This window comes from Streptomyces sp. GQ60 (assembly GCF_059758875.1).
Map to the genome: position 1 here is coordinate 122,106 of NZ_JCAXEG010000016.1, position 18,523 is coordinate 140,628.

General features: G+C 71.7%; 14 protein-coding genes. 5 read left to right on the plus strand and 9 right to left on the minus strand.

All coding sequences use genetic code 11. The features are described 5' to 3' along the window. The first annotated feature begins 55 nt into the window (after window positions 1–55). A complete protein-coding gene (locus tag AC6CKD_RS30470; RefSeq protein WP_498331773.1) occupies window positions 56–1,567 on the plus strand; it encodes an FAD-binding oxidoreductase in 1,512 nt (503 codons plus the stop codon). Between the two features lie 74 nt (window positions 1,568–1,641). On the opposite strand, the gene AC6CKD_RS30475 is transcribed toward AC6CKD_RS30470, so the two are convergent. Both AC6CKD_RS30475 and AC6CKD_RS30480 read right to left on the minus strand, forming a co-directional pair. Beyond that, on the minus strand, window positions 1,642–2,514 hold the full coding sequence (locus AC6CKD_RS30475) for an LLM class F420-dependent oxidoreductase (RefSeq protein WP_498331775.1): 873 nt from the start codon (window positions 2,512–2,514) through the stop codon (window positions 1,642–1,644). 56 nt (window positions 2,515–2,570) lie between these two features. After that, window positions 2,571–3,323 (minus strand): SDR family NAD(P)-dependent oxidoreductase, encoded by a 753-nt coding sequence (locus tag AC6CKD_RS30480; RefSeq protein WP_498331777.1) that lies wholly within the window; start codon window positions 3,321–3,323, stop codon window positions 2,571–2,573. Window positions 3,324–3,569: 246 nt separating this feature from the next. On the opposite strand from AC6CKD_RS30480, the gene AC6CKD_RS30485 reads away from it, so the two are divergent. From AC6CKD_RS30485 to AC6CKD_RS30495, 3 genes are all read left to right on the plus strand, one after another. Beyond that, window positions 3,570–3,911, plus strand: coding sequence for a YciI family protein (locus AC6CKD_RS30485; protein ID WP_478685933.1), 342 nt, complete (start codon window positions 3,570–3,572; stop codon window positions 3,909–3,911). A 496-nt stretch (window positions 3,912–4,407) separates the two neighbouring features. Then, on the plus strand, window positions 4,408–5,964 hold the full coding sequence (locus AC6CKD_RS30490) for a methyltransferase domain-containing protein (RefSeq protein ID WP_498331779.1): 1,557 nt from the start codon (window positions 4,408–4,410) through the stop codon (window positions 5,962–5,964). Between the two features lie 214 nt (window positions 5,965–6,178). Beyond that, a complete protein-coding gene (locus tag AC6CKD_RS30495) occupies window positions 6,179–7,570 on the plus strand; it encodes an FAD-binding oxidoreductase (RefSeq protein WP_498331781.1) in 1,392 nt (463 codons plus the stop codon). Window positions 7,571–7,663: 93 nt separating this feature from the next. Here the strand turns inward: AC6CKD_RS30495 and AC6CKD_RS30500 are convergent, their stop codons facing one another. The 6 genes from AC6CKD_RS30500 to AC6CKD_RS30525 form a co-directional block, all read right to left on the minus strand. Continuing rightward, the gene (locus AC6CKD_RS30500) at window positions 7,664–8,752 is read right to left on the minus strand and encodes a DUF2855 family protein (protein ID WP_498331782.1); all 1,089 of its coding nucleotides are present in this window, start codon (window positions 8,750–8,752) and stop codon (window positions 7,664–7,666) included. Window positions 8,753–8,880: 128 nt separating this feature from the next. Beyond that, window positions 8,881–10,101 carry a methyltransferase domain-containing protein gene (locus AC6CKD_RS30505; protein WP_498331784.1) on the minus strand — a complete coding sequence of 407 codons (1,221 nt, stop codon included), beginning with the start codon at window positions 10,099–10,101 and terminating at the stop codon, window positions 8,881–8,883. Continuing rightward, window positions 10,098–11,360 carry a class I SAM-dependent methyltransferase gene (locus AC6CKD_RS30510; protein WP_498331786.1) on the minus strand — a complete coding sequence of 421 codons (1,263 nt, stop codon included), beginning with the start codon at window positions 11,358–11,360 and terminating at the stop codon, window positions 10,098–10,100. The genes AC6CKD_RS30505 and AC6CKD_RS30510 overlap by 4 nt, the downstream gene beginning before the upstream one ends. 19 nt (window positions 11,361–11,379) lie before the next feature. Further along, entirely contained in the window at window positions 11,380–12,672 is a 1,293-nt protein-coding gene (locus AC6CKD_RS30515; protein WP_498331788.1) for an activator-dependent family glycosyltransferase, read from the minus strand. A 285-nt stretch (window positions 12,673–12,957) separates the two neighbouring features. Continuing rightward, a complete protein-coding gene (locus AC6CKD_RS30520) occupies window positions 12,958–14,067 on the minus strand; it encodes a DegT/DnrJ/EryC1/StrS family aminotransferase (protein ID WP_498331790.1) in 1,110 nt (369 codons plus the stop codon). A 95-nt stretch (window positions 14,068–14,162) separates the two neighbouring features. Further along, complete coding sequence (locus AC6CKD_RS30525) at window positions 14,163–15,542, minus strand: NDP-hexose 2,3-dehydratase family protein (protein ID WP_498331791.1); 1,380 nt, start codon at window positions 15,540–15,542, stop codon at window positions 14,163–14,165. A gap of 268 nt (window positions 15,543–15,810) precedes the next feature. Between AC6CKD_RS30525 and AC6CKD_RS30530 the strand changes: the two genes are divergently transcribed. After that, window positions 15,811–16,836, plus strand: a complete 1,026-nt coding sequence (locus AC6CKD_RS30530) for an NAD-dependent epimerase/dehydratase family protein (RefSeq protein ID WP_498331792.1) — start codon at window positions 15,811–15,813, stop codon at window positions 16,834–16,836. Window positions 16,837–16,944: 108 nt separating this feature from the next. On the opposite strand, the gene AC6CKD_RS30535 is transcribed toward AC6CKD_RS30530, so the two are convergent. Next, window positions 16,945–18,372 carry a nucleotide sugar dehydrogenase gene (locus AC6CKD_RS30535; RefSeq protein ID WP_498331793.1) on the minus strand — a complete coding sequence of 476 codons (1,428 nt, stop codon included), beginning with the start codon at window positions 18,370–18,372 and terminating at the stop codon, window positions 16,945–16,947. Window positions 18,373–18,523 lie beyond the last annotated feature (151 nt).

Below are 18,523 nucleotides of genomic sequence, written 5' to 3' on the forward strand. Positions count from 1 at the left end.
CCGACCAGGGCACGGCCGCCCCGAGGGGCGGTCCGCCCCTCCATGGAGGAACGACGTGACCGAGACGGACACCGCGGGCTTGGGACCCGCCACCATCACCGCCGACGACCCGCGCTATCCGAGCATGGTCCTCGGTACCAACCACAGGTACCCGGGCCGGCCCGACTACGTCCGCGTGGTGACCACGACCGAGCACGTGGTGGACGCGGTGACCGAGGCGGTGGCCGCGGGCAAGCGGATCTCCGTACGCAGCGGCGGACACGGCTTCGAGGACCTCACCGCCGCCGGCGTCGAGGTCCTCCTCGACATGTCCGAGATGACGGACGTCCGCTACGACGCCGGCCGGCGGGCCTTCGCCATCGAGGCGGGCGCCACCCTGGGCCACGTCTACCGGGTGCTGTTCAAGGGCTGGGGCGTGACCATACCGGCCGGTGAATGCCCCGAAGTCGGCGTCGGCGGCCACATCGTCGGCGGCGGCTACGGGCCGCTCTCGCGCAGCCTCGGCGCGGTGGTCGACTATCTGTACGCGGTGGAGGTCGTGGTGGTCGGCGAGGACGGCACCGCCCGCGCGGTGGTGGCCACCCGCGAGTCCGACGACCCGCACCGCGACCTGTGGTGGGCGCACACCGGCGGCGGCGGCGGCACCTTCGGCGTGGTGACGCGCTACTGGATGCGGGCCCCGGGCGCGGACTCGCACGACCCGGCCGAACTGCTGCCCAAGGCCCCCGGCCAGTGGCGCAGCGGCATGGTCGTCTGGTCCTGGGAGACGATGACCGAGGAGGCCTTCACCACCCTCCAGCGCAACTTCGGCTCCTGGTTCGAGCGCAACAGCGGCGCCGACTCGCCGTTCGCGCCCCTGGCGGGCTTCTTCCACGGCACGCACCGCTCCGGTTTCGGTCTGACGGTCGGCGCGCACATCGACGACGCGGTGCCGGACGCCGAGAAGCTGATGGACGCCTTCTTCGACGAGGTCACGGCCGGCGTGGACGCCGCCCCGCTGTTCCGGAACCAGCAGCTCAGGCCCTGGCTGTACGCCTCCGCGTACCCGGGCTGGGGCGACCCCGGCGACCCCTTCACCCGCCGGATCAAGATCAAGGCCGCGTACCTGCGCAAGGGCTACTCGGACCGGCAGGTGGCGGCCCTGTACCACCACCTGACCAAGACCGAGGACAACCCCGCCCAGCTCATCCTCATCGGCTACGGCGGCCGCGTGAACACCGTCGCCCCCGACGCCACGGCCGCCGCGCAGCGCGACTCGGTGCTGAAGGCGGCGTTCATGTCGGTGTGGCCCGGCGAGGACGCGGACGACACCAACATCAGGCTGCTGCGGGAGATGTACCGCGACGTCTACGCCGAGACCGGCGGGGTCCCCGTGCCGAACGAGGCCAACGACGGCTCGTACGTCAACTACGCGGACAAGGACCTGGCCGACCCCGAGTGGAACACCTCGGGCGTGCCCTGGCACGCGCTGTACTACAAGGACAACTACCCGCGCCTCCAGCGCGTCAAGGCCCAGTACGACCCGCGGGACGTCTTCCGTCACGCCCTGTCCGTCCGGCTGCCCTGACCCGAGCTCCGGAACACGCCGGTGCCCGGCCCCCGCATCAGGGGGGCCGGGCACCGGCGTTCGCGTGCGGGCCGTCAGGCGTCGGACACCGCCGCCAGCACCCGCTCGCCGATCAGGTCGACCTGGCGCGGCTGGTCCGAGCCCTCGAGAATGCCGATCACCCGCTGCACACCGAGGCCGCCGAGGCCGCGCAGGACCCCGGCCAGCTCGTCCGCCGACGCCGCGTCGGACACCGAGAACGGCATGATGCAGGTCTTCTCGACGGCGTCGTAGTCCCGGCCCTCCGTCTCGCAGTGCCGGCGCAGCACGTCGAGCTTCCCGGGCAGGTCGGGGCCCGGGTACAGGTTGCAGGCGTCCGCGTGGCGGGCGACCAGGCGCAGGGTCTTCTTCTCGCCGCCGCCACCGATCATGATCTTCGGGCGGGTCAGGTTCTGGGGCACGTTCAGCGGCCGGTCGAGGCGGTAGTGCTCACCGGTGAAGGGCTTCTCGTCGCCGCGCTCGCCGTCCCACATGCTCAGGCAGATGCGCACCGTCTCCTCGAGCCGCTCGAAGCGCTCGGCCAGGGGCGGGAAGTCGATGCCGAGGCCGCGCGCCTCGTCCTCGTACCAGCCGGCGCCGATGCCGAGGTCGGCACGCCCGCCGGAGAGGACGTTGAGGGTGGTCACCGACTTGGCCAGCAGACCGGGGGAGCGGAAGTGGGCCCCGGCCACCAGCGGCATGACGCGGATGGAGCGGGTCTGGGCCGCGATGGTCGCGAGCGTCGTGAAGCACTCCAGCATGGGCTGCTCGGGGCCGCCCATGTGGGGTCCCTGCCACACGTGGTCGGCGACGCCGATGACGTCGAATCCCGCGTCGTCGGCGGAGCGGGATATCGACGCGAGGGTCTCCGCCATGCGCGGCGCTCCGCCTTCCCATGCGAAGTCCGCGACGGCCAGGCCGATCTTCATGGCAGGTCTCCCAACAGGTGCTTGATGACAGGGACGGAGGAGGTGGTGATGGCCGGTCAGGCGGGGACGGAGCTGGTCAGGCCGCCGTCGATGACGAACTCCTGGCCGGTGATGTACGCGGAACGGGGCGACAGCAGGAACAGCACCGCCTCGGCGATGTCCTGCGGGGCGCCCAGCTTGCCGAGGGCGACCTGGCCGCGGAAGAACTCGCGGATCTGCTCGACCGGGGCGACGGCGTCGAACATCTCGGTGCGGATGTGGCCCGGGGTGACGGCGTTGACTCGGATGCCGTGCTCGGCCAGGTCCGGGGCGAGGGTGCGCGGAAGGTTGAGGACGGCGGCCTTGCTCGCCGCGTAGACCGAGCCCGCGCCCATGCCGCGGTGCACGAGCCAGGAGGCGTTCAGCACGATCGAGGAGCCCTCCGCCAGCAGCGGCAGAGCCTTCTGGACGGTGAAGAACGAACCCTTGAAGTTGGTGCCGACCACCTGGTCGAAGTCGGCCTCCGTGACGTCCGCCGTACGGGAGTTGAGGCCGATCCCGGCGTTCGCGAAGACGCCGTCCAGGCTGCCGAAGCGCACCCGGACCTGCTCGATGACCTCGTCGAGGTCGGTGGGACGCGCCACGTCGGCGGTCACGGCCAGCACCCGGTCGCCGCCGTCCAGCTCCTTGGCCGCCGTCTCGAGGCGGTCGGCGCTGCGGCCGACGATCACGACGTTCGCGCCCTCGTCGAGCAGGCGGCGGGCGGTGGCGAAACCGATGCCGCTGCCGCCACCGGTGATGAGGTAGGTCTTGTTCTCGAAGTCAGTCATGCGGTCAGGGTCGTGGCTGCGCTCGGCCCGGCGCATCTCCCGGATTGCGAAGTGGTCCGCCCCTTCCGCAGGGGGCGGACCGTCGGCCCGTCCACCGGCGCCCACTTCTGAGGTGCAGCAATCTGGAAGATGCGGCTCCGGGTCTCCGCGGTGAAGAGTGGTGGGGTGGACTCCACGCCGGCCCCGACCCGGCCGGCGTGGCAGTGCGCCGACGAAGCCTGACAGGACGATGGAAGGAGAGCCACCATGGCTCAGTACGCGGTATTCATTTACGAGGCTGAGATCCCCGGCGGCTGGGAGAACGCCCCCGCGGAGCTGCTCGCGGCCCACGAGGCCTTCCCGGGCAAGGTCGAGGAGCTCGGCGGCAAGATCCTCAACGGTCTCGCCCTCCAGCCGGCCGGTACGGCCAAGGCCCTGCGCGGCGGCGTCGTCACCGACGGCCCGTTCGGTGACAGCAAGGAGTCGCTCGGCGGCACCTTCGTCCTGGAGGCCAAGGACATCGACCACGCGCTGGAGATCGCCAAGGTCGTTCCGGTCAACGACGGTGGCGTCGAGGTCCGTCCGCTGTTCGAGATCCCCGAGGCCTGATCAGGCCCACAGCCTTACCGTCCCCGTGCCAGGGGGGAACGCCGCCGCGTCAGGGGCGCGCCGTTCGCCGGGGACCGTGCAGGGGGAAACGACGGGGGACCCGGGGTCACGGCCCGCCCGACGACGGACGCGTCGCGGGGCGGGGCGGTGCGGGCGCGTGCGGCGCCCGCCGCGGGCCGCGGGGTACGACGGGGAACGAGTACGACGGGGAGCGGGACGGGCCTGGAAAGGTCCCGTCCCGCTCCCGTCGTATGTCCGGACGGGCGCGTCCGGCAACACCGCAATCCGAGAGATGCAGCCGCCGAGCGGCCGCCACGAAGCTGATCACGTCTCTTCGCTGACAGGCCGGCACGTCCCGTTCGCGTCCCGCCCGGTTCGTGAGCCGGGCCGCCCCCGGGAACACCGCGGAGACCTCGCTTGCGGCCTCCGGGCAGCTCACGGGCGCCACGGAGCCGCACCGGCATCCGGTGCCCCTCCCTTCTGAAAGGACGCGCACATGACCCACCCGACGACTTCCCCGGCCGTCACCGACCTCCTGGACGTCTTCGCGAAGGCGCCGGCCGACCGGCTGGAGGCGGAGTTCCTCCGCCTGGCCGCAGCGGTGTGGGGCGGGGACGGACCGGCGGACGCCGCGACGGACGCGCTGCTCGCCCTCCTGGCCCTGCTGGACTCGGTGGACGACCAGCGCAAGGGTTACATCGCCGTCCTGCTCGGCCTGCTCGCCGAGTCCGAGTACCCCGTCACGGACGGCCCGCTGCTCACCGGCGTCCGCGCGGGCCTGGACCGCTACCTGGAGCTGCTGGGCTCCAGCGGCCAGGACACGCCCCTGACCTTCGCGCTGATCTACCTCCTGTCGCACTTCCCGGAGGACCGCGAGCGCGTCCTGGCCGCGGCCGCCGTCGAGGAACTGGCGCTGGGGGAGAACGACCTGACCCGCCTGGAGCGGACGCTGCGCCGCCTGGACCTGGACAACCCCGACCTCGGCCGGTGCTGGCCCTCCCCGGCCGCCTGGCAGCTCAACGAGGACGAGCGCGGCTTCGACGCCGAGTGGATCCGCGGGCTCTCCGTCGAACAGGCCACCACCAACTGGGACAACGACACCCGCACGGTGCTCGCGTACGCCGGCATGAAGGCCTACTTCGCCGTGCGCAACGGCGAGGCGCTGGAGACGGCCTACCCGATGCCCTCCGCCGAGTCGCAGGCCGCGGAGGTTCCCGGTCTCGACGCCGCGGCCTTCGCCCGGCACGCCGACGCGCTGCGCTGCCCCTCCTGCGCCGGACGCCTCGCCTTCGACGGCGGCGTCCGCTGCACCGAATGCTCCACCGCCTTCCCGCTCTCCCAGGGCCTGCTCGACCTGTCCGGCGGAGCGACCGGTTCCCAGGCGACCGACGAGGACGACACCGCCGACCTGCTGCAGAAGCTCGCCGCCATGCCGAGCATGGGCGTCTACTACGAGTCCGTCCTGCGTCCGGCGTTCCTCCGCGTCGCCGGTGTGAACTGGGACGACGCCCTGACCCCGGCCGACGAGGACGCGTACCTGGCCTCCCGCACCAGCCCGGTCGACGGCCCGGTGCTCGACCTCTGCGCGGGGGCCGGCCGCTGGACGGCCGTCCTGGAGCGGACCGTCGGCACCGAGCGGCTGATCGCCCAGGACCTCGGCCTGCCGATGCTCACCGCCCTGCGCCGCGCCCTGCCCGAGGTCCCCGGCGTCATAGCCAGCGCCCTCACCCTCCCCTTCGGCGACGCCACCCTCGGCGCGGTCAACTGCTGGAACGCCCTGCAGGCCTTCCCCGAGCAGGCGGACATCGCCATCGCCGAGATCGGCCGTGTCCTCAAGCCCGGCGGCACCTTCACCCTCATGACCTTCCGCTGGGCCGACGACCCGATCGACCGCCACTTCCAGGGCTCCCACTTCTTCCCGAGCCGCCCCGCGGGGATGCTCCTGTTCGAACTGGACGAGGTGAAGAAGTGGCTCGCCGACGCCGGTCTGACGGTGCGTGAGGAGTCCGGCAGCGGCTCCACCATCTTCATCACCGCCGAACGCGCCGCGTAACGGCCCGCCGGCGACAGGCCCGGACCCGCCCGACGACCGTCGGGCGGGTCCGGGCCCGCGCGTTTTCCGGGCCCGCCGCGCGGTGCCGGTCCCGCACGCCAGGAGATGCCCGCGCGGACGCCCCCGTACGACGCTGGTCGGACGCCCGGGCCTCCGTGAAGGGTCCGGACGCCCGGGCGCCCGCACCGATCAGCGCGTTGGAGGAACACCACCCATGACCACGGTCCACGAACGCCCCGCGGACACCGCACCGAACCAGGACGCGTCCTACGGGGCCGCCACCCAGGTGTTCAACCTGTTCGCGCCCGTGGCTCCCGCGGCCGCCGTGGTGGCGCGCTCCGTCGAGGACGTACGCACCGCCATCGCCCGGGCCGCCGCCCAGGGCCTGGGCGTACGGGTGCTCGCGACCGGGCACGCCGCCGCCACCGCCCGGCCCATGGACGACGCGCTCCTGATCCGTACGGAACTGGACGGGGGCGTCGAGATCGACGCGGAGCGCCGGGTGGCACGGGTGCCCGCCGGCACCAGGTGGGGCGCCGTCGTCGAGGCGGCCGCCCCCCACGGGCTCGCCGCCGCGCACGGATCCTCGCCCACCGTCGGCGTCGTCGGCTATCTGCTCAACGGCGGCCTGAGCATGTACGCGCGGCACACGGGCCTCTCGGCCAACACCGTCCGGGCCGTCGAACTGGTCACCGCCGACGGCGAGCTGCGCCGCGTGGACGCGGCCACGGACCCGGAGCTCTTCTGGGCGCTGCGCGGAGGCGGCGGCGGTCTCGGCGTCGTCACCGCCGTCGAGGTGGAGCTGTTCCCCGCCGCCGGTGTGGTCACCGGCGCCTCGTTCTGGTCCGCCGAGCACGCCGCCCGGCTGCTGCCGCTGTGGCGCCGGTGGGCCGCCGACGCGCCGCGGGAAGCCACGACGTCGATCCGGGTGATGAACCTGCCCCGACTCCCCGAGATCCCGGCCGTCCTGACGGCCGGGCCCGTGCTCTGCCTCGACGGGGTGTTCCTGGCACCGCGGGAGGAGGACCTGGCCGCCGCCCGGCTGCAGGCGGACGAACTCCTGGTCCAGCTGCGCGCGGTGGCCGAGCCGCTGATGGACACCTGGCAGGAGGCGGGGCCGACGGCAGTGCCGGAGACCCACATGGACCCGCCCGACCCCGTTCCCGTCCTCGGCGACCACATGCTCCTGGACGAACTGGGAGACGAGGGGATCGAGGCGTTCCTGCGGGTGACCGTCGACCGGCCCGGCTCGGCCCTGACCGTCGCCGAACTGCGCCAGCTGGGCGGTGCCCTGGGGGAGCCGAACCCGAACGCCGGCGCCCTCGGGCACCTGGACGCCCGCTACGCCTACTCCGGCGCGGGCGTGCCCGGCGGCGGCGCCACCGAGCAGGAGATCCTCGAACACTGCGCCCTGGTGCGCCGCACGCTCGGCCCGTGGGACACCGGCCGTACCGCGCCCACGTTCGTGGCGAGCCTGGAGCAGCCCCAGGGCCACCTCGACCCCGGGTCCGTCCGCTCCCTCGACCTGGTCCGTGCGCGCGTCGACCCGTCCGGACTGTTCCGTGGCGACATCGCCCCGGGCTGCTCCGCCCGGAAGCCGGCCTGACCCCGGCGGCCGCGTACGCGGGGAAGGGCCGGTGGGAGCGTTTCCCACCGGCCCTTCCCGCGTACCGCCGACGCCTTCCGGGGCCGGCGCAGCCTAGCGGGGCGTGACCACGGTGCCCGCTCGCGCCGGAAGATCGCCGGCCATCAGCGAGCGGTACGCGGCCGCGAGCGCGTCGGGGCCCGCCAGCCGGTCGACCGCGAGCCAGGACGGGGCGTCCCCGACGAAGCGGTCCTCGGCCTCCTGGTACCTGGCCCGGTAGGCCTCCTCGCCCTCCTTCTCGATGAGCCGCTGCTCCTCGGAGGGGGTGAAGAAGATCCAGGGCTCGGGGTCGGTCAGCCCCGGGGGCGGCTCGATCTCGGCGCCGGGGTGGGTGTAGCCGACGAGGAGGGCGTCGTCGAGCACGGCACCGAAGCGGTCGTACACGGCCGACAGGCGCTCGGCCTGGCCGGTGAAGTCGACGAGCACCACGGGCCCGTCGACCTCGGCGGAAGCCAGCTCGTCATAGGTGATGACGGTGTCGTAGTGACCGAGCCCGCGGACGAAGCCGAGATTGCGGGAGGCGGTCACGCCGACGGTGGTGACGTCCTGCCGGGGGGCCAGCAGGGCGGCCAGACCCAGTGCGGTCTTGCTGGAGGCGCTCGTGACCAGCACGGTGCGCGGGGCGGCCTCGCGGCCCAGGAACTCGGCGAGGTTGAACGAGGCCGGGTAGAGCGGGCGCAGGAGGAGGCGGTGGTCGTCCAGCCCGTCCAGGCCGTCCGGCCCGTCCGGCTCGCCGACGAGGAGGTACTCGCGGTACCAGGGGTGCAGGTAATCCCGTTCGGGAGCGGTGTCGGCGAATCCCCGGACCGTCGGCTCCGCGGTGAGGGTGACGTGGGTGGAGAGCGGCAGGAAGCCGAAGTAGCGGGTACCCACGGCGATGTCGGGCCGGCGCGACTCCTCCACCCGTGCGTAGCCCCAGGTCGGGACGCGGCCGTGGCCCTCCGGTGCGGCGAAGGCGTCGAAGAAGGGCAGCTCGGACTCGCCGAGGCGGGCATAGGTGGCGGTGATGGCGGTCAGCGCGAACTTCTCGGCCGCCAGGCGCAACTCGCCCTCCCGCAACGGGACCTTCGGAGCCTGCCGGATCCCGGTCGCCGTGAGGTCGTCCCGCCGGACCAGTAGGTCCCAGCTGTCCAGATCAGGCACGTACGTCTCCCCTTCATCGTCCGGTGCGGCGGACCTGGTTCGGCTCGCCGCGGCCATGGTCATCGGGCGGCCGCGGGCCGCGCATCTCCCGGGTTGCGGTCGTGGGCGCGGGCGCGCCCGCCGCCTGGTCAGAGCACCCGCACCTCGGGCACGTACACGATCCACTTGCCGCCGGCCTCGCGGAACCCCTGCTCCTTCGCCATGATCTCCTCGGCGTGGTTCCAGGCGAAGAGCAGCGCGTAGTCCGGGTAGGAGGTGCTGAAGGTCTCCGGAGGCGTGACCGGGATGTGCATCCCGGGGCTCAGCAGGTGCTGCTTGCCCGGCGTCGTGTCGCACACGTAGGGGACCAGCTCGGGTCCGATGCCGCAGAAGTTGGTGACGGTCGCGCTCTTGGCCGTCGCGCCGTAGCCGGCGACCGTCTTGCCGCCGTCCCGCAGGGACCTCAGCAGGCCGGTGAGGTCGTCGCGGATGCGGAGCACCGAGGACGCGAAGCCCTCCAGCACCTCGGACTCCGCCAGGCCCAGGGCGTTCTCCTCGGCCAGCAGCCGGGCCACCGAGGCGGACGGCGTCCGGGCACCGGCACGCGCGATCGTGTAGCGCAGGCCCCCGCCGTACGTGGGGAGCCGCTCGGCGTCCACCAGCTCGAACCCGAAGCGCTCGGCCATCGCCCCCACGGAGCGGACGGAGAACAGGTAGAAGCGCTCGTTGCAGATCTGGTCGAAGGAGGTCTTCTCGATCATGTCCCGCAGGTACGGGTCGTCGAAGACGAAGACGCCGTCGGGGCCCAGGAGCGCGTCCACACCGCGCAGGAGCGAGCCCGTGTACGGGATCTGGCTGATGGTGTCCGACGAGTAGATGACGTCGGCCGGGCCTTCGGCCTCGCGCAGGGCGGCGGCGGTCGACTCCTCGAAGAAGTCGGTGCGCACGCGCGCGCCCTTCTCCCGGGCGACGTCCGCCACCCCTCCGGAGGGCTCGAATCCCAGGTGGCGGACACCGGACTCGGCGATGGTCCGCAGCAGGGTCCCGTCGTTGCAGCCGATCTCGACGAAGAACGGGTCCTCGGCCCTGGCGAGCTCGGTCTCGACGAAGCCCAGCGCGGTGCGGGTGAAGTGCTCCCGCATCGCCGCCGACCCGGCCGAGCGGTAGGGGTAGTCGTGGTGGAACACCCGCTCGCGCGGTATCTCCCCGGTCAGCTGGACCACGGTGCAGCCCGTGCAGCGGCCGACGGCGAGCCGGTGGAAGAACTCCCCGTCGGTGTCACCGGGGCGCAAGAACGCGTCGGGCAGGGGCTGGGGTCCCAGGTCCAGGAACTCCTCGACCGCGCCCTCGCAGATCCGGCACGCGCTCACCGGCCGCTCAGCCCCTCCGCGCGGACCACGGAGATGGACGGCAGCGGGAAGACCAGCTCGCCGCCCTCCGCCAGGAACTCCTGCTCCCGCTCGACGAACCCGTTGCGGTGCGCCCACGGCAGGACCAGCAGCTGGTCGGGGCGCAGGGCCTTGGCGTCCTCCTCGGAGACGATGGGGATGCCGGTTCCGGGCGTGAAGTTGCCGTGCTTCTCCGGGCTGACCTCACCGATGAGCGTCAGGTCCTCGGCGGTGATCCCGCAGTACTGGAGGACCACGTTGCCCTTGGTCGAAGCCCCGTACCCCAGGATGCGCTTGCCGGACGCCTTCGACGCGGCGATGAACGCGCGCAGGTCGTCGCGGTGGCCGGCGACGCGGCGCGCGAACTCCTCGTACGTGGCCATGGAGTCCAGTTCGAGTTCGGCCTCGCGCCGGCGGACCGCCTCGATCGACGCGGTGTCCACCGTGTGGAGGGCCGGGTTCTTGACCAGGGTCACGCAGAGGCTGCCGCCGTTGACGTCGGTGATCTCGGCCGTCGTCAGGGTGAGGCCGACGCGCTCGGCCATCCACTCGATCTGGCGCAGCGAGTAGTACTCGAGGTGCTCCTGGCACACGGCGTCGTAGGCCAGCGCCTTGATCATGGAGGCCAGGTCGCTCATCTCGAGCATCCACACGCCGTCGTCCGTGAGGATGTCGCGCACGTCCGCCATGAAGCCCGTCGGGTCCGGCAGGTCGTAGAACATCGCGATCGAGGTGACGATCCTGGCCTTGCGGTCGCCGTACAGCTCGGTGAAGGCCGCCTTCGAGAAGAAGTCCGGGATCAGCGCGATGTGGTCGGGGTAGTACTCGCGCCACTTCTCGCCCGTGGGGTCGATGCCGACCAGGGTGGGACCGTCGGACGGGTACGCCTGCAGCAGGGTGGAGTCGTTGCTGCCGATGTCGAGCACCAGGTCGCCGGCGCCGAGGTCGACCATGCCCGTGAGCCGCGACACCTTGCCGGTCAGGTGGTTGATCATGAAGGGCCGGATGCCCGAGCGGTACCCGTAGTGGTTGCCGTACATGAGCGAGAGGTCGGCGGTGTGCCGGAGCTGCACCAGTCCGCAGCCGTCCGGGGAGCACTTGACGAGCTCCAGCGGAGCCGTCGGCACCGGCTCGTCACGGGCGGGGAAGATGCCGGTCAGCGCCTGGGTTCCCAGATCGAGCACGGGCAGCAGGGTGCGGTTGCCGCAGATCCGGCACTCGGTGCACTCGGTGATGTTCATGATGCCTTCCACTAAGTTTTCAGCGAGGACGCGACGTGCGGTATTCGGCGGTCAGGTTCTCCAGTCCCCGCACGACGTCGTTGGGGCTCGGCATTGCTCGCACTTCTGCACGCAACTGGGCGGCGTTCGCGGCGTACGACGGGTCGTCCAGGACGAGCTTGAGGCTGTCGCGCAGCGCGTCGGCGGTGAAGGTGCTGGAGTTTCCGGCGTAGACACCGGCGCCGCGGCTCTCCAGCCCGGTCGCGATGGCGACCGGGGCCCACCATTTCTCGACCTTGAAGTCGTTGGGCACGATGACCTGCGGCACGCCGTTCTCGAGCGCGGTCGCGAAACTGCCGACGCCGCCTTCGTGGACGATGGCCGAGCAGGTGGGCAGCAGCGAGGTGAAGGGGACGAAATCGACCGTGCGGACGTTGTCCGGGATCGCCGACACCGATTCGAGCTGCCTGGCGTTGAGGGTCGCGATGACCTCGACGTCGAGGTCGGCCACCGCGTCGAGGAGATCGCGGGTCGAGGAGGACACGCCGTCGATGGTGGCGTCCCGGTGCGAGATCCCCTGCGTGATGCAGACCCGCCTGCGGTCGGGCTGCTCGTACACCCAGCGCGGCGTGGACGCGGGACCGTTGAACGGGACGGCGCGCATGGGGAGGTAGTGCACGCCTTCCGGCTGCCAGATCCACGAGGGCACCGGGGAGATGCTCCACTGCCCCAGCACCGACGACTCGTCGAACTCGCATCCGTAGCGGTTCAGGATGGGCTCGAGCCACTCCCGCATCGGGTCGGTGCCCGCGTCGAGCCGGGGCCGGCAGGCGGCCCGCAGCTGACCCACCCGGTCCACGCTGAGCATCATCCGGGCGTGCGCGGCACCGACGGCCCGTGCCGCCACCGCACCGGGGAACGCGGTCGGGTCCGTGATCACCAGGTCGGGGCGCCACTGGCGGGCGAAGCCAACCAGGTCGTCGAAGGTGGAGTCCGGGAAGAACACCTCGCGCACGCCCGTGGTGAGGTCCTCCAGCTCGGTGTACGGGTCCCCCCAGCCGAAGTCGCTCTGCACCGACCGTCCCGTGCGCTGCCCCCGCGGGTCGCACAGTCCCTCCGGCTCGGCGATGGGCTGGGCCTGCGCCATCTTCTTTTCGAGCTCGAGCGGTTCACCGATCGCTATGCCGGGCAGCCCGGTGCTCGCGATGGCATCGGCCATGTCGGGCGGTCCGGCGATGACCACCTCGTGCCCCGCCGTACGCAGCGCCCACGCCAGCGGCACCTGGACATACAGGTGCGCCCTGAACGGGTTGGTGACGAAGAGAACGCGCATGGGAAACCTTCCGCCTAAATGATGAGACCGCTGTGCCGCGTCGGGCGCCCCAGCGGCGGCGGCCGGCCTGAGGGTCCCTGCGCACACGCCCGGGAACGGGGCGGGGCCGCGGACGGTCGCCGCGTCGGCTCGATGCGGCCGACCGGAATTCGATGCCGTCGGGAGCCCGTTGTGAGCGAGCCGACGGTCGCCACCCAGTATGGCGTCAGGCCTTCGGCCCCGCGTCTTCTGGATTGCGTGCTTGGACGGCGCCGGCGCAAACGCGCGGAGCGGTCCGGTGCGCCGTCATCCCCGGGCGAGGATGTCGCGCAGAACGGTGATGACCTTGTCCTGGAGGTCCTCGGGAAGCGACGGGTACATCGGCAGCGAGAAGATCTCGTCGGCCGCGGACTCCGTGACCGGGAAGTCGCCGGTGGAGTAGCCCAGGTGTGCGAACCCGTTCATGGTGTGCACCGGCCACTGGTAGCTGACGTTGAATTCGAAGTCGAACTCCCTCAGCGCCTTCAGGATCTCGTCCCGGCGGGGGTGACGCACGACGTACACGTAGTAGACGTGGTCGTTGCCCGGTGCCACCTGCGGCAGGATCAGCTCGGTGTCCCCGAGCCCCTCGGCGTACCGCTGGGCGATCGCGCGGCGGGCCGCTATGTAGTCGTCCAGCCGGCGCAGCTTGCGGCGCAGGATCTCGGCGTGCACCGTGTCCAGCCGCGCGTTGTGGCCGGGCGTGCGCTCCACGTAGTAGCGGTCCTCCATGCCGTAGTAGCGCAGCCGGCGCAGGTCCTCGTCGGCCGACGCGTCGGAGGTGATCACCGCACCGGCGTCGCCGTACGCCCCGAGCACCTTGGTCGGGTAGAAGGAGAAGGCGCCCGCGTCACCGACCGTGCCGGCCATCCGGCCGTTCCGGCGCGCGCCGTGTGCCTGGGCGCAGTCCTCGAGGATCTTCAGGCCGTGGCGGTCGGCCAGCTCCTGGAGCGGGTCGAGGTCCACGCACTGGCCGTAGAGGTGCACGGGGACCAGGGCCTTCGTCCGCTCCGTGATGGCGGCGGCCACCTGGTCGGTGTCCATGAGGTAGGTGTCGGGACGCACGTCCACGAAGACGGGCGTGGCGCCCACGCCGTCGATGGCCAGCACGGTCGGCGCCGCCGTGTTGGACACGGTGATGACCTCGTCGCCGGGACGGACGCCCAGGGCCTGCAGGCCGAGCTTCACCGCGTTGGTGCCGTTGTCGACACCCACGCAGTGCGCCGCGCCGTGGTAGCCGGCGAACTCCTCCTCGAAGCGGTGCACGCTCTCGCCGAAGACGAGCTTGCCCGACCGGAACACGGTGTCGACGGCGTCGAGGATGTCCTCGCGCTCGGCCTCGTACTCCTTGAGGTAGTCCCATACGTGAATGGCCATCAGATGCCTCTCATCCGCTGCGTGATCAGCTGTTTCTCAAGTGCTGGGTGTGTTGTCGCCGCCGCGGCGGCATGCCCTGGGGGCCTTGTTCCGCCCTACAGGCCGTTCAGGCAGAAGAGCAGGGTCCGGACCTCGATCGCGAGGTAGTGGCTGTGCCGCTGCAGCGCCAGGAGCTGGTCGACCGTGACCCAGGCGAAGTCCTGCGGCACCTGGAGCGGGAAGTCCTCGCCGGCGTCCACCACGAGGTAGCGGGTCTCGGCGTGGTAGAAGCGCCCGCCCTCCTCGGACTGCACGACGTCGTAGAGGACGCCCTCGTCCGCCGACAGCATGTAGTCGAGGAATTCCGGGCGGCGGTCGGCCGGGGTGCCCGGGTACTGGTCCACGTCGAAGCGCACGGTGGGGCCGAGTTCCAGGGTGTCGCGGTTGCCCGGCAGGACTTCGGCGCGCACCAGCGCGTGCAGCTTTCCGCCGATGCGCCGGACGACGAGCCCGGCCAGGCCGAGGCCGTGCGGCGCGAGCAGCGGCTGCTTCCAGCTGTGCACCTCACGGGTCCGGGCGTGCGTGCGGACACCGACGATGCTGAAGGTCCCGGCGTCCTGCGGGAAGACGCTCTCGGCGTCCCGGCGCCACCCCTTCAGGGAGTTCAGCGGAACCAGCCGGGCGTCCAGCTCGTACGCGCACTTGCGGCCGGTGAACCAGCTGCTGACCTCCGTCATCGTGTGCAGGCCCTCGGGGTCCGCACCGCTCGCGGGGTCGGGGACGGACAGGCAGCCGAGGACCGTCCGGGCGTCCATGTTGATGACGCTGCGCCGCTGGAGCAGCTGGTGGATCTGCCCGAGGGTCAGCCAGCAGTAGTCCTCGTGCAGCGGCACCTCGTCGGTGACGTGCACGACGATGTTGCGGTTGCGCTTGAGGTGGAACCAGGCGCCCTGCTCCGCCTGGAGGACGTCGACGAGGACCCGGCCCCGGCCCGCCTCGGTGAAGTACTCGACGTAGGGCGTGCGCTTCCCGCGGTGCACCCGGGTGTAGTTGCTGGAGGTCGCCTGGACGGTGGGCGACAGCTGCACCAGACCGGCGTTGCCGGGTTCCATCTTGGCCTGGAGCAGGAAGTGCAGGACGCCGTCGAACTCCTTGGCGATGATGCCGAGGATGGCGATGTCCCGCTGCACGAGGATGGGCTGCCACCACTCGCCGGTGTGCCCCTGGTTCGTCCGGACGTGCAGTCCTTCGACCGTGAAGAACCGGCCGCTGTGGTGTTCGAGGTTCCCGGTGTCGGGCGCGAAGTGCCACCCCCCCGGTTCGACCAGCTCGTCCAGCGCGATGACGGCGTTCTCGAACGGCTGCCTTCTCTTGCCCTCGAGCCAGGTTTCGATGTCCGGGCTCACGCGTGACGTGGTCGTCCGCGCCGACGCGGCGAGGCTCGTGGCGAGGCCGGCGGGCGTACTCACGTCGAGCTGATGGAGAAGGGCAGGCACCGGAGACGCTCCTGGGGTCGCATGTCTGCGCCCATCGTCCTGCGGACCCCGGACACGCCGCATCCTCTGGATTGCGGTGTGCGGCGCGGCGGTGAAGGGGGCCGCGGCGGTGCACGGCGCACGGTGTGAAAGGAGTACGGCGCGCGAAGGGGCCACAGCATCACAGGAGATGCGTCGCCCACGCGCCGGTTGGCACGCTGGATCCGGAATGGTTTCGTGCGGGATCGACCGCGGTGGCGGTCCTCGCTGGTACACGGAGGTAGCGGTCATGGCACGGGTAGTGGTCACCGGGGGATGCGGGTTCCTGGGCAGTCATCTCGTCGACGAGCTGGTCCGGCAGGGCAACGAGGTCACCGTGTTCGACGGCGGCACTCCGCCGCCCGGCCAGACGCCGCATCCGTCGGTCCGTTACGTGACCGGTGACATCCGGGACGCGAAGCAGCTGGCCGAAGTGGTGGCGCACGGTGTGGACACCGTCTACCACATGGCGGCCGTGGTCGGAGTCGACCGCTATCTCGACCGTCCTCTCGACGTCATCGACATCAACCTGATCGGCACCCGCAACGTGCTGGACCTCGCCTCCGGGGCGGGCGCGAAGGTCGTCCTCGCGAGCACCAGCGAGGTCTACGGGAAGAACCCCGCCGTCCCGTGGCGGGAGGACGACGACCGGGTGGTCGGCAGCACCTCCGTGGACCGGTGGTGCTACTCCTCCAGCAAGGCGCTGGGCGAGCACCTCGCCTTCGCGTTCGCCCGCGAGCGCGGCCTCAAGACGGCCATCGTCCGCTACTTCAACGTGTACGGCCCGCGGCAGCGGCCCGCGTTCGTCGTCAGCCGGAGCATCCACCGCGCCCTGAACGGCGAGCCGCTCGTGGTGTACGACGGAGGCGGCCAGACGCGCTGCTTCACCTACATCGAGGACGCGGTCAGCGCGACGATCACCGTCGGCACGAACGAGGCCGCCGTCGGCGAGTGCTTCAACGTCGGCAGTTCGGTCGAGACCACGGTGGCCGAACTGAGCGACCTGGTGGCGGAGCTGGCCGGAGGCGGGGCCATCGTGCCGGTCGAAACGCGGGACCGGCTCGGCGACCGGTACCAGGACCTGCGCCGGCGGGTGCCGGACACGAGCAAGATCAAGAGAGTGCTCGGGTGGCAGACCTCGACGGACCTGCGCGAGGGGCTGTCCAGGACGATCGAGTGGGCGCGGCGGAACCCGTCGTGGCTCGCCCTGCCCGACAGCGGTGTGGCGCCCGTGGGCGACCCGGCCGAGCGGCTCCAGCCGGCCGCCGCGCACTGATCCCGCGGGCCGCGCGGGGAGGGCGCCCGCGCCGCCCGGAACGCCGCCACCGCCTCACCCCTGGGCCCAGGGGTGAGGCGGTGGCGGCGTTTTCACGAGCGCGCCCGTTCAGCTGGCCTCCAGGTAGCGCGTGCTCTCGGACCCGACGGGGGCGAGCTGCCGGGGCGCCCGCGCGGCCACCGGAGTGTCGCCGCGGCCGATGCCGCGGTAGGCGTAGCCGGCCGCGCGCAGCTCGGCGATCTTCTCCTTCGGGTAATAGGCGCGGCCGTCGAACAGCAGGCAGGACTCGGCGACCGGGAGGGCGGCGAAGTCGATGTCGAGGAAGTCGCCGTGCAGGGCGAGAACCGCGACGCAGTCGGCACCGCGCACCGTGTCGTCGATGGAGGTCTCCAGCTCCGTGCCGAACAGCGCGGCCGCGGCCTCCTGGTCGACCAGCGGGTCGTAGAGGCGCACGCGGGCGCCGCGGGCGGCCAGGTTCTCGACCACGCCCTGGGTCGGAGTGGCCCGCAGGTCACCGGTGTTGTTCTTGAACGCCAGGCCCAGCACGGCCACCGTGGACGTCGCCGGGTCCTTGCCGAGCCCGGCCAGCTCCTCGAGGATCAGCTCCGCGGCGTACTCCGGCATCCCGGCGTTGACCTGCCGGCCGGCCGCGGCGGTCTGGACGCGCACCCCGTGCTCGTCGGCGGTGCGCCACACCATCCACGGGTCCTTCGTCAGGCACGACCCCCCGACGCCGACGCTGGGCAGCAGGATGTTGACGTTGCCGGTGCCCTTGGGGATGGTGTTCGCCGCCGAGATCACGTCGAGCACGTCCGCGCCGTAGAGCGCGCACAGCTTGGCCAGCTCGTTGGCCATCGCGATGTTGAGGTCGATCCACCAGTTGTCGGCCAGCTTGACGATCTCGGCGGCCTCCAGGGTGGCCATCGGCAGGATGTCCACCCCCAGGGTGCGGCGCCACAGCTCGCCGACCGACGCCGCGCAGTCCGGCGTCAGACCGCTGGTCACGATCGGGAAGGTGCGCAGCTCCGCGAGCGCGGTGCCCTCCGCGAGCCGCTCGGGGGTGAAGGCGAGGCCGAAGTCCTCGCCCGCCACCAGCCCGTGCGCCTCCAGCAGGGGACCGAGCACGTTGCGCGTGGTGCCGGGCGGCACGGTGGACTTCAGGACGACCAACTGGCCGGGACGCAGGTGCTTGCTCAACTCCAGAGCGGCTGCGCGCAGGTGCTCGTCGGCCAGCGAGCCGTCGTCGCGCACCGGCGTGCCGACGGTGATCAGCACGACGTCGGCATCGGCGACCGCCGCCGTGTCCGTGGTCACCCGCAGACGCCCGGAGTCCAGGCCGGAGAAGAGCATCCCGGCCAGGCCGCGCTCGTTGAACCGGCACTCCCGCCTGCTCAGCTCCTCGACCAGCCGGGGGTCGGTGTCCACTCCGATGACGTCGAATCCGCGCTCGGCGAGGGTCGCCGCGATGCAGGAACCCACGTACCCGAAACCGATGACGGCCACCGTGGGGGCCTCGTGGTCGGCGAGAAAGCGCATCTTGCGTCTCCATTCGAAGAGATTTGGTCCCACGCTGATGGTCCGCACCGTCCCGCGTACCGGGCATCTCCTGGTATGCCGTCGCCGGAAAGTCAGCAAGGCAGGAGTGGGTGCCCGTAGTCGGTGTCCCTACCGTGGGCGGCGACGATCG